This is a genomic window from Pseudomonas sp. P5_B2, from assembly GCF_056400445.1.
The window spans coordinates 1-12,254 of sequence record NZ_JBFULH010000105.1 but is presented as its reverse complement, the minus strand read 5'-3'; the positions used below and the strand labels follow the sequence as shown (position 1 = coordinate 12,254).

Sequence of the window (12,254 nt, the reverse complement as noted above, 5' to 3'; positions counted from 1 at the left end):
GAGGTGGGCGAGGAGTCGTTGTTCAGCGCCAAGGCCGGTCAGCACAACGTGTTCTGGGGCGAGACCATTCTCAACCCGGTGCACTCGATCAGCTATGGCCAGTCCGGCCTCGACCTGGCCAAACTGGCGGCGTCGCCGGGCACGGAAGCCAAGGAGTTGTTCGTACCGCGTAACCAGCTGTCGATGTCGTTCACCATCAACCCCGAGTTGAGCGTGGGCGCCCAGTACTTCATGGATTGGGACGCCGCGCGCCTGCCGGAAGCGGGCACCTACTACGGTGGTTCCGATCTCGTGGGCTTTGGCGCCAAATCGTTCCTGTTGGGCAACACCAACGCCGTGGTACCGGGCAGCCCGCTGGGTTGTGGCTTGGCACCGTGCAACGCGTTGACCAACGTGCGTCGCGGTCATGACCTGAACCCGCACAACAGCGGTGACTGGGGCGTGATGGCCAAGTGGTCGCCGGCCTGGCTGGACGGGACGCTCGGCGTCTACTACCGCGAAACTTCGGACATCCTGCCGCAAGCCTGGCTGGATGCCCGTGGCATCTCTTCGGCCAACCCGAACGGCACCCGCCCAGCCGGGCAAGTGCCGGCGGTAGTCAATACGCTCAACTCGTTGAACACCGCTACCTATCAACTGGCCTATTCCGACGCCATCAAGATTGCCGGTCTGAGTCTGTCCAAGGACGTCGGCGGTATCAGTGTGGGTTCGGACCTGAACATCCGTCACAACATGCCGTTGGCCAGTATCCCGGCCATCGTCAGCACCAACAGTCCGTTGGGCCTGGGCCAAGGTCTCGGCCTGCTGCCGGCACGCACCGATTCCACGGGTGTGGTCTACGACACCCCGAGCCGCGGCGACAGCATGAGCGCCACTGGCGACACCTTGCACTGGACGCTGAACGGTCTGATGACCATTCCGAAAATGCCGGTGTTCGATTCGGCAACGCTGCTAGGCGAGCTGTACTACAGCAACCTGTTGAGCCTCGATGACAAAAACGAAGCGCTCTACAAGGGCAAAGGCAGCTATCGCGGCATTGACCAGTCGACCCGGGACAACTGGGGCGTCGCGGTCAACTTCACACCGACCTGGTACCAGGTATTCCCGGGTGTTGACCTCAACGCGCCAATGTCCGTCAACGTCGGCCTCGCCGGCGTGTCACCGGTGTCCGGTGGCGGCGCCAAGGACACCGGCAACTATGCGCTGGGCGTCGGTGCCATTGTTTACAACAAATACTTTGTCGACCTGAAGTACGTGGACTCCTTCGGCCAAACCGACAAGTGCAACACCAGTGGCGTGAGCACCGGTCCTACCGGTGGTGATGGCTCTACGCCGAACGCCTTTAGCGGCAACGAAAACTACGCCTGTTACGCCGGGGGCTACTCGTCCTTCTCCGGTGGTGGTGCAACGACTGAGGACCGTGGCGCTGTGTACCTGACGATGAAAACAACCTTCTGATTTACAACTTTGATTCACCACTGATTTGCTCTATGCAAGCAGGAGAATAACAATATGAAATTTGCACAAACCGTGTTGGCCGCCTCGCTGGCGATGATCGTCGCCACCCAGGCACACGCCGCTGTATCGGCTCAAGACGCCGCCAAACTGGGCACTAGCCTGACCATGGTCGGCGCTGAAAAAGCCGGTAATGCCGATGGTTCCATTCCCGCCTATGCCGGCGGCCTGACCACTCCACCGGCCAGTTTCAAGACCGGTGACAGCATGCGTCCGGACCCGTTTGCCAATGAAAAGCCGGTGCTGGTCATCGACGGCAAAAACGTCGATCAGTACAAGGGTCAGCTCACTGCCACCACGGCGGAACTGGCCAAGCGTTTCCCGACCTTCAAGGTCGACGTGTACCCGACTCACCGTACCGTCTCGCTGCCCCAAGCCATCCTCGACAACGGCGTGAAAAACGCCACTGGCGCCAAGTCCCTTGAAGGTGGCCTGGCCATCGACAACGTGCTGCCGGGCATACCGTTTCCGATCCCTCAGTCGGGTAACGAAGCGATGTGGAACTTCCTGTTGCGTTATCAGGGCGTGAGCATCAGCTCCAAGTACGACTCTTGGAACGTTGACTCCGCCGGTGTTCCAAGCCTGGCAACCACCGGACAGGCGAACATCTCCTATCCGATCTACGAAAACCTGGCACAGCCGATCAGCAGTGCCGACGTGTACTACCAGATGAAGCTGCAGTACACCGGCCCGGCACGTCGTGCCGGCGAAGCGGTGATGCTSAARGACGCYGCCAASCCGCTGCAACAACCGCGTCGCGCCTGGCAGTACCTGCCTGGTCAGCGCCGTGTGAAGCTGGCACCGAACYTGGCCTACGACACGCCTAACCCMGGCACCGCMGGCGCCGGTACTTACGACGACGTTTTCGTGTTCAACGGTGCGCTGGATCGCTACGACTGGAAGTTGGTCGGCAAGCAAGAAATGATCGTGCATTACAACACCTACAAGCTGACCTACGTCCAGGATCCGAAGTCGATCACGACTCCGAACCACCTGGCCCCAGAGTTCGTGCGTTGGGAAAAACACCGTGTATGGGTCGTCGAGGGCAACCTCAAGGCTGGCGCACGTCACATCTACCAGAAGCGTCGCTTCTACCTTGACGAAGACAGCTGGACCGCTTTGGCCTCGGATCAATATGACGCTCGTGGTCAGCTGTACCGTGGTTCGTTTGCCTTCCTCAGCCAAAGCTATGACAAGCAGGTTCCTGACTCCACCCCGTTCATGATCTATGACCTGGTGGGCGGTTCCTACAACATCAACGGTGTAGTCGGCCCGTACGGCGGCATCAAGTACATCGATCCGCTCTCCAAGGCACAGTGGTCGTCGGAGTCCCTGGCGGGCGCCGGCATTCGCTAAGCAAACCGTAACAAAGCGTCCATCGGTCCACGGCCCACAAGGCCGTGTGACCGCGCGCAGGTCGGTGCAAGCCGATCGTCGCGACGACAGTTTTTAACGTCGGGCTGCACAGTGCAGTCCCAGACGCGGTTTTCCCAAGAGGACGCGGTATGTGTTCGTACAAAAAGTACCTGCAATTAGCGCTCGGCACCCTGCTTGTTTTGTCCCAGGGTGTCACTCAGGCGTCCGGCTACATTGATGTGCTGGATCTGCCCGCCAAAGTCAGCGCGTTGGCAGTCAACAGTCCGTTGTCCGGCATGACCCGCGCAGGCGACCGTTTGGTAGCCGTCGGGCAGCGTGGACACATTCTCTATTCAGATGACAGCGGTAAACACTGGCAGCAAGCAGCTGTACCAGTGAGTGCCGATCTCAGTGCTGTGAATTTTCCATCGGCCAGGGAAGGCTGGGCGGTCGGCAATGATGGCGTGGTGTTGCACAGCGATGATGCTGGCGTGACCTGGCGCAAGCAATTGGACGGCCGTCAGATCGGTGAACTACTGGTCAAGCACTACGGTGCATTGGCGAGTGGCCAACCTGACAACGAAGAGTGGTCGCATTGGGCCGCCGAAGGCCAGCGACTGGTAGAGCAGGGCGCCGACAAACCTTTGCTCGACGTCTGGTTTGCCAATGAGCAGGTCGGCTATGTAGTTGGCGTGTTCAACCTGATTCTGCGCACTGAAGACGGTGGCCAAACCTGGACCCCGTATCAGGACCGCACCGACAACCCGCAAGGCTTTCACCTCAACGCCATCGCCTCGACCGGTGACGGCTTGTACATCGCCGGCGAGCAGGGCCTGTTGCTCAAATGGGATGACGCCAGCCAGCGCTTCGCCGCCTTGCAGACGCCCTATCAGGGCAGTTTCTTCGGCGTGCTGGGCAAGCCTGGTGAAGTGCTCGTCTACGGCTTGCGCGGCAACGTATTGCGCAGCACCGATGGCGGCCAGAACTGGACCGCGCTGGACAGCGGCCTGCGCATCAGCATCACCGCCGGCCTTGTCGATAACCGTGGCGACTACCGCTTGTTCACCCTGGGTGGGCAGATGCTGGTCAGCCAGGGCACTGGCGCGCAATTGCACCTGGTTCAGCAACCCGTACCGACGCCGGTAGCCGGCGCCGCCGAGGCCTCCAATGGCTCGCTGGTGGTGGGTGGTTTCCGTGGTGCCTTGGCGCTGTCCGTCGATAAGACCTCGAACCCTTAAAGCGAGAAACCCAGACATGGGCAACATAAAACAAGAAGCCATGCCGGTGATCCGCGACATGCGTGATTTCGACCGTCTCTCCGGCAACCTGCTGGAGCGGATGGTGTTCAACTACCGCCCGCTGTTCATGCTGATGATGGCGCTCGCCACCGTGGTGCTGGGCTACATGGCGGTCACCCGTCTGGAGCTGCGTCCCAGCTTCGAAAAAATGATTCCGCAGAGCCAGCCGTACATCCAGAACTTCCTGGAAAACCGCCAGTCGCTGCGTGGTTTGGGCAACTCGGTGCGCGTGGTGGTGGAAAACACCCAAGGCGACATTTTCGAGCCTGAATACCTGGACGTGCTCAAGCAGGTCAACGATCAGTTGTTCCTCACCGAGGGCGTCGATCGTGCCTGGATGAAGTCGTTGTGGAGCCCGGCCGTGCGCTGGACCGAAGTCACCGAGGAAGGTTTCCAGGGTGGCCCGGTGATGCCTGACACTTACCAAGGCAAGCCTGAAGAAATCGAGCAACTGCGCCAGAACATCTCCCGTGCCGGTATCGTCGGCAGCCTGGTGGCCAGCGATTTCAAATCCACCATGCTGATCGTGCCGCTGATGGACAAGGCCGCGGCCGGCGGTCAGCCCATCAACTATCATGCGTTCTCGCAGATGCTCGAAGAGCAGTTGCGCGACAAGATTGAATATGGCGGTGACAGTGCCGCGCGCAAGTCTGGTGAAGAAGGCAAGGGCCATTACAAGGTCCGGGTGATCGGTTTCGCCAAATTGATGGGCGACCTGATCGATGGCCTGATTCAGGTGATGATGTTCTTCGGCCTGGCCGTGGTCACCTCGCTGATCATCATTTACGCCTACACCCGTTGCGTGCGCAGCACCCTGTTGGTGGTCGGCTGCTCGCTGATCGCGGTGGTCTGGCAGTTGGGCATCGTCGCCTGGCTGGGCTATGCCATCGACCCGTACTCGGTACTGGTGCCGTTCCTGATCTTCGCCATCGGCGTGTCCCACGCCGCGCAGAAGATGAACGGCATCATGCAGGACATCGCCCGTGGCACCCACAAACTGATCGCCGCACGCTACACCTTCCGCCGTCTGTTCATTGCCGGCGTCACCGCGCTGCTGGCCGACGCCGTGGGCTTTGCCGTGTTGATGCTGATCGACATTCCGGTGATCCAGGACCTGGCCATTACCGCCAGTATCGGTGTGGCGGTGTTGATCTTCACCTCGCTGTTGCTGATGCCAGTGGCGCTGTCTTATGTCGGTGTCGGCGCCAAGGCTGCCGAGCGTGCCCTGAAAATCGACACCCGCGCCGACCGTCACAAAGGCTTCGGCAAGCTGTGGGACATGCTCGACCGCTTCACCACCCGCAAGTGGGCGACCGGCGCGGTACTGGTTGCGCTGTTGATGGGCATCGGCGGCTTCATGGTCAGCCTGAACCTGAAGATCGGCGACCTGGAAAGCGGGGCACCGGAACTGCGTGCCGATTCGCGCTACAACATTGATAACGCTTACATCACCCAGCATTACGCGCTGTCCAGCGACCTGTTCGCGGTGATGATCAAGACCGCTCCGGAAGGCTGCCTTAACTACAAGACGCTGGTACTGGCCGACCGTCTTGCCTGGGAACTGCAACAAAATCCGGGCGTGCGGGCGACGACGTCGCTGGTCAACGCCGTGCGTCAAATCACCGCCGGTACCTACGAAGGCAACCCCAAGCTCAACAGCATCCAGCGTAACCAGGACGTCCTGAACTACGCCGCGCAACAAGCCTCGGTCAACTCCCCGGAGCTGTTCAACACCGATTGCTCGCTGATGCCCGTGATTGCCTTCCTCAAGGACCACAAGGCCGAGACCCTGGACTCGGTAGTCGCCATCGCCGACAAGTTTGCCAAGGAAAACAGCACCGAAGATCGTCAGTTCCTGCTGGCTGCCGGCAGTGCCGGTATCGAAGCGGCGACCAACATCGTGGTCCGAGAGGCGAATCACACGATGCTGCTGTATGTCTACGCAGCGGTGACGTTGTTCTGCCTGATCACCTTCCGCAGCTGGCGCGCCACTCTGGTCGCGCTGTTGCCACTGGTCCTGACCTCGATCCTCTGCGAAGCCTTGATGGTGGGCATGGGCATCGGCGTCAAAGTGGCAACCTTGCCGGTGATCGCGTTGGGGGTGGGGATTGGCGTGGACTACGCGTTGTACCTGCTGAGTGTGCAGTTGCACTTCCAGCGGCAAGGGTTATCGCTGGCCGAGTCCTACCGTAACGCGGTGGCGTTCACCGGTCGTGTGGTCGGCCTGGTTGGCATCACCCTGGCGGCAGGCGTGGTGTGCTGGGTCTGGTCGCCGATCAAGTTTCAGGCGGACATGGGCATCCTGCTGACGTTCATGTTCCTGTGGAACATGCTCGGCGCGCTGATCCTGATCCCGGCCCTGTCGTACTTCCTGCTGCGCGAAAAATCGCTGGAGACACTTCCAGCTGCGGATGACCTGGGGACGCCTGCCGAAGAAGCCGGCACCTCGCACACTCCGTCTGTTCCTCATGCATTGACTACTCCTGAGTAAGTTCACTATGTCCGAATACAAAGCTCCTTTGCGCGACATGCGCTTCGTCCTCAATGAAGTCTTTGAGGTGTCCAAGCTATGGGCCAGTTTGCCTGGCCTGGCCGAAGTCATTGACGAAGAGACGGCTGCCGCGATCCTTGAAGAGGCCGGCAAGATCACGGGTGAAGTGATCGCACCGCTGAACCGCAGTGCAGACGAACAAGGCTGCACCTGGACCAACGGCGCGGTCACCGCGCCGGATGGTTTTGTCGCCGCGTATCAGGCGTTCGCCGAAGGTGGTTGGGTCGGCGTTGGTGGTGATCCGCAGTTTGGTGGCATGGGCATGCCCAAGGCGATTTCGGCTCAGGTCGAAGAGATGGTCAACTCGGCCGGCCTGTCCTTCGGCCTGTACCCGATGCTGACCGCCGGCGCGTGCCTGTCGATCAACGCCCACGCCAGCGAAGAGCTCAAGGAACGTTACCTGCCGAACATGTATGCCGGCACCTGGACTGGTTCGATGTGCCTGACCGAGGCCCATGCCGGCACCGATCTGGGCATGATCCGCACCCGCGCCGAGCCGCAGGCCAACGGCAGCTACAAGGTCAGTGGCAGCAAGATTTTCATCACCGGCGGTGAGCACGACCTGACCGAAAACATCATCCACCTGGTACTGGCGCGACTGCCGGATGCACCAGCGGGTCCTAAAGGCATTTCGCTGTTTCTGGTGCCCAAGGTGCTGGTCAATGGCGACGGTTCCCTGGGCGAGCGCAATGCGGTTTCCTGCGGTTCCATCGAGCACAAGATGGGCATCAAGGCATCCGCCACCTGCGTGATGAACTTCGACGACGCCACGGGCTGGATCGTCGACGCGCCGAACAAGGGCTTGGCGGCAATGTTCACCATGATGAACTATGAGCGTCTGGGCGTAGGCATTCAGGGGCTGTCGCTGGGCGAGCGTTCGTATCAGAACGCTGTCGAGTACGCCCGTGACCGTCTGCAAAGCCGTTCGCCAACCGGTGCACAGAACAAAGACAAGGCTGCCGACCCGATCATCGTCCACCCGGACGTGCGGCGCATGTTGTTGACCATGAAGTCCTTGAACGAAGGCGGTCGTGCGTTCTCCAGCTACGTGGCCCTGCAACTCGACACGGCCAAGTACAGCGAAGACCAAGCAACCCGCAATCGCGCGCAAGAGTTGGTGTCGCTGCTGACCCCGGTGGCCAAGGCGTTTCTGACCGACATGGGTCTGGAAACCACCCTCCACGGCCAGATGATTTTCGGCGGACACGGCTATATCCGCGAGTGGGGCCAGGAGCAACTGGTGCGTGATGTGCGCATCACCCAGATCTACGAAGGCACCAACGGCATTCAGTCGCTGGACCTGGTTGGGCGCAAAATCGTTGGCAGCGGCGGGGCACTTTACCGCTTGTTCGCTTCCGAAATTCGCGACTTCGCCGCCAACGCCAGCGAAGAACTCAATGAGTTCAGCAAGCCGCTGAACGCTGCCGTGGACACGCTCGACGAGTTGACCGCATGGGTGCTGGACCGGGCAAAAGCCAACCCGAATGAAATCGGCGCGGCCTCGGTCGAGTACCTGCAAGCCTTCGGTTACGTCGCTTACGCCTACATATGGGCACGGATGGCCAAGACCGCCATCGGCAAGCAAGCCGAGGACGACTTCTACGTCAGCAAGCTGGCCACCGCACGCTTCTACTTCGCTCGCCTGCTGCCGCGCATCCATTCATTGAGCGCGTCGGTCAAGGCCGGCAGCGACTGCCTCTACCAACTGGATGCAGCGCAGTTCTGATCCCCATGCCCCCGCAACTCCCGGCACCGCGCCGGGAGTCGTTTGCAAACGTGTGCATTCAGGGGCGCTGAGCCAACAATAAAAGTTCCAGGAACCAAAATCATGATGGCGACAAAAATAATACCGCCCGCCGAAGGCGCCTATGCCTATCCCTTGCTGATCAAGCAACTGCTGCTGTCCGGTGAGCGCTATGAGCCGGGTCGGGAAATCGTCTATGCCGACAAACTGCGCTACGACTATGTGACGCTCAACAAACGAATTCGCAAACTGGCCAATGCCCTGACGGCCGCCGGCGTAAAAGCCGGTGACACCGTGGCGCTGCTCGACTGGGACAGCAATCGCTACCTGGAATGCTTCTTCGCCGTACCGATGATCGGCGCGGTGCTGCATACGGTGAACATCCGCCTTTCTTCGGAGCAAGTGCTCTTCACCATGAACCATGCCGAAGACGATTTGGTCTTGGTACATGATGATTTCCTGCCTCTGGTCGAACAGATCCAGGGCCAACTCACGACCGTCAAAGGTTTCCTGCAGCTGACTGACGACACGGCCACTGAAACGTCGTTGCCGGTGTTGGGTGAGTACGAGCACCTGCTGTCCCAAGCGTCAGACCAATACGAATTCCCCGATTTCGATGAGAACTCGGTCGCCACCTTGTTCTACACCACCGGCACCACCGGCGACCCTAAAGGGGTGTATTTCACCCACCGCCAATTGGTCCTGCACACRTTGAATACGGTCGGCACCTTGGGCGTCTATCAAGGCCAGCCACTGCTGCGTTCCGATGATGTGTACATGCCCATCACGCCGATGTTTCACGTGCATGCCTGGGGTGTGCCGTATGTCGCCACCCTGATGGGAATCAAGCAGGTGTACCCGGGCCGCTATGAGCCCAACGCTCTGGTCAAACTTTATCGTGAAGAGAAGGTCACCTTTTCCCACTGCGTACCGACCATTTTGCAGATGATCCTGAACTGCGAAGCCGGGAAGCAGACCCGTTTTGATGGCTGGAAAATGCTCCTGGGCGGCAGCGCGCTGACCCTTGGTATCGCCAGCGAAGCCAGTGCCAAAGGCATGGTGGTGCACGCCGGTTATGGCATGTCGGAAACCTGCCCGATTCTGTGTCTGAGTTACCTGCGTGATGACGTGCTCAAACTACCCATGCAAGRCCAATTGGCGACCCGCATCAAAACCGGCACACCGGTGCCTATGGTTGATCTGAAAATCATCGACGCCAGCGGCAACGATGTTGCCCATGACGGTGAGTCCCTGGGCGAAATCGTGATCCGCGCACCTTGGCTGACCCAGGGTTATTTAAAGGAGCCTGAAAAGGGCGCCGAGCTCTGGCTCGACGGCTGGATGCACACGGGCGACATGGCTTCGATCGACCCAATGGGCGGCGTCGAAATCAAGGACCGCATCAAGGACGTGATCAAGACGGGCGGCGAGTGGATCAGCTCGCTGGAACTGGAAAGCCTGATCAGCGAACACGCCGCGGTGATGTCCGTCRCAGTCGTCGGCATCGTCGATGAACAGTGGGGCGAACGTCCCATGGCAATGGTGGTGTGCGAGCCGGGGCAATACCTCGACAAGCAGATACTTGAGGCGCACCTGCTGACGTTTGTCGAGTGTGGGCGCATCAACAAATGGGCGATACCCAAGCAGTTCAAGTTCGTCACCGAGATCCCCAAGACCAGCGTCGGGAAAATCAACAAGAAGCTGATTCGGGAAACCCTGTCGGACTGAAGGTTGAAATCGCCAGGATCCAGCCGGGTTCTGGCCTCCTGATGTAGATAAACAAGCGTGGCGTGAGGGAAACCTCACGCCACGTTTGCGTTTTGGCGTGTCTGTTGTTTTTTGACGCGGTTTTAAGGATTTTCCCTACAGTCATCGCCTACTTCTCTGACTTCTTTCCTGATTGATCCCCTGCAAAGTCTCGCGCGCCCCATTTCCAGCGCGAGGGATTGCTCATGTTCGACCCGATTTTCCACTCCACTTCATGCCGTTCGGTGCGTTGATGACCCACATCGCCCGCATCGAGCAGGAACTCGACAGTTTTCCGGACACGCTGACGCTTTACCGCGAACAGTTGAAGCATTGGTTTAGCCGAGCGGCGGACAAAGCCAGTCACGCTGCTGATTTGCCGTCGCTGATGGGCATGGAGCGCATCATCCGGTTCGGCGATGCCATCACCACGGTGAGCAGTGGCGACGACGAATTTTTCTCCAGTGTGGCGCAGTGCCCGGAAGGCGGGATTCTGGAGATCGAGAGCAAGTTTGAATCGGTTTATGACATTCCATTGGGGAATATTTCGGTTGATGTGATTGCCGTGGAGGGCGGCGAGAGCAAGTCGGTCAGGCTCGATGAAAACGGTAAAGGGCAGTTCAAGGGGACGCCCGGCAAGTTCTACCGGGTTCATGTTCAGAGCGAAGTTACGCCGACTCAAATCGAAGACCTTTTCTTCTCTTATGACGGCCCGACCAAAGAGCTTGAGAGCTGGCTGCGCAAGGAGTGGGAAGGGTTCAAGCCGCGATGGTCGCAGCAATCGGCATCAGCCTCGTTGGCGGCAGTGGGCAATGGAATGCTCGCAGGAGGTTGGGCAGCGATTCAGGAGGTTTGGGATGGTATCGGTGAACTCACCGACATCCTGAAGGACCCCAACGCTTTTGCCGAAAAGCTGGGTGAAAGTGCCGGGCAACTTGCCCATCTGGCGGCAACGGCTCCCGACAAAATGGAAAAAGCCATGTTGCTGGCCAGCGACGAGGCGGCGCTGTGCTTGCTGATGCGCACCGCCATGTTATGGCTCGACGCATTGCCGCCGTCGCAATTGGCCGGCACATCGGCTGAAGCCATTTCCAAAGTCGTGGTTGGCCTGGTTATCGACTTGTTAATTGGCTTGGTATTGAGCGTGGTCGGGGTCGGTATTGCCTGGCTGACAGTGCGCCTGGCCAAGTACGGCGCGCGGATTTTTCAGACAGTAATGGGCTTCGTGAAGTCGATGGTCACGATCATCGACACCTTTATGGAGTATGTAGACCGCTACAAAACCGTCGCCGCCCGCGGTGTCGCGGCCGGCCTGAAAAAAGGCCGCACGCAGCTGCGCTGGGATGCCAAACGCAACACCACCCTCAAGCAAAACGAACACCACGACAACGTCCCGGATCAGGCGAAAAACCCCAACGGCGACTCCGCCGATTCCGCCAATAAAACCGCCACCAACAAATGCCCGGTGTCGATGGTCACCGGCGAAGAACTGCTGACCCTCACCGACGGTGCGCTGGACGGCGTCGTGTCGTTCGACTTCACCCGGCTCTATCGCACCAGCGCCGCCGATATCGACTGCGGCCTCGGATTCGGCTGGAGCCACTCCTTATCCCATCGCCTGGACATCGACGGCGACACGGTCATCTGGATCGACCACGAAAACCGTCGCACCACGTTCCCGCTGCCGTCCGCTGAACGCCCGGCCATCCACAACAGCCTGTCACGCGCGGCGATTTACCTCGGCAATGAACCGGAAGAACTGATCCTCGCCCAGGCCGGCGACGAAGCGCGGTTTTATCACTTTCACCACGGTCGACTCACGGCGATCAGCGACGCCTACGACAACCGCCTGCGCATCACCCACGATCGTCAGGAGCGCGTCCAGCGCCTCGACAACGGCGCCGGCCGCGCCTTGCGGTTTCGTTATGAACGCAGCCATTTGGTCGCCATCGACTATCAGGTGTTTATTCCGGCGCCGACCCTCGAAACGTGCTGGAAGACCGAGCAAACCCTTGAAACGTGCTGGAAGACCGAGCAAACCCTG

The 12,254-nt window shown here is 59.7% G+C and carries 7 protein-coding genes; all 7 read left to right on the top strand.

Going from position 1 to position 12,254, the window contains the following annotated elements:
• Positions 1-1,458: DUF1302 family protein (locus AC1DRJ_RS11700; protein WP_477802279.1), on the top strand; the 1,458-nt coding region annotated here is incomplete at its 5' end.
• A gap of 54 nt (positions 1,459-1,512) precedes the next feature.
• A complete protein-coding gene (locus tag AC1DRJ_RS11695; protein WP_477802278.1) occupies positions 1,513-2,871 on the top strand; it encodes a DUF1329 domain-containing protein in 1,359 nt (452 codons plus the stop codon).
• A gap of 149 nt (positions 2,872-3,020) precedes the next feature.
• On the top strand, positions 3,021-4,109 hold the full coding sequence (locus AC1DRJ_RS11690; RefSeq protein WP_477802277.1) for a WD40/YVTN/BNR-like repeat-containing protein: 1,089 nt from the start codon (positions 3,021-3,023) through the stop codon (positions 4,107-4,109).
• 16 nt (positions 4,110-4,125) lie between these two features.
• Positions 4,126-6,660: an efflux RND transporter permease subunit gene (locus AC1DRJ_RS11685; RefSeq protein WP_477802276.1), complete on the top strand. Its 2,535-nt coding sequence runs from the start codon at positions 4,126-4,128 to the stop codon at positions 6,658-6,660.
• A gap of 7 nt (positions 6,661-6,667) precedes the next feature.
• Positions 6,668-8,446 (top strand): acyl-CoA dehydrogenase C-terminal domain-containing protein, encoded by a 1,779-nt coding sequence (locus tag AC1DRJ_RS11680; RefSeq protein WP_477802275.1) that lies wholly within the window; start codon positions 6,668-6,670, stop codon positions 8,444-8,446.
• Positions 8,447-8,548: 102 nt separating this feature from the next.
• Positions 8,549-10,192: a fatty acid--CoA ligase gene (locus tag AC1DRJ_RS11675; RefSeq protein WP_477802274.1), complete on the top strand. Its 1,644-nt coding sequence runs from the start codon at positions 8,549-8,551 to the stop codon at positions 10,190-10,192.
• A gap of 271 nt (positions 10,193-10,463) precedes the next feature.
• A partial coding sequence (locus AC1DRJ_RS11670) for a DUF6531 domain-containing protein (RefSeq protein WP_477802273.1) occupies positions 10,464-12,254 on the top strand: 1,791 nt, incomplete at its 3' end.

Bases quoted from the DNA above. Each gene is read 5' to 3' on its own strand.
- AC1DRJ_RS11690 (WP_477802277.1), top strand. From the start codon at position 3,021: ATGTGTTCGTACAAAAAGTACCTGCAATTAGCGCTCGGCACCCTGCTT.
- AC1DRJ_RS11685 (WP_477802276.1), top strand. From the start codon at position 4,126: ATGGGCAACATAAAACAAGAAGCCATGCCGGTGATCCGCGACATGCGT.
- AC1DRJ_RS11680 (WP_477802275.1), top strand. From the start codon at position 6,668: ATGTCCGAATACAAAGCTCCTTTGCGCGACATGCGCTTCGTCCTCAAT.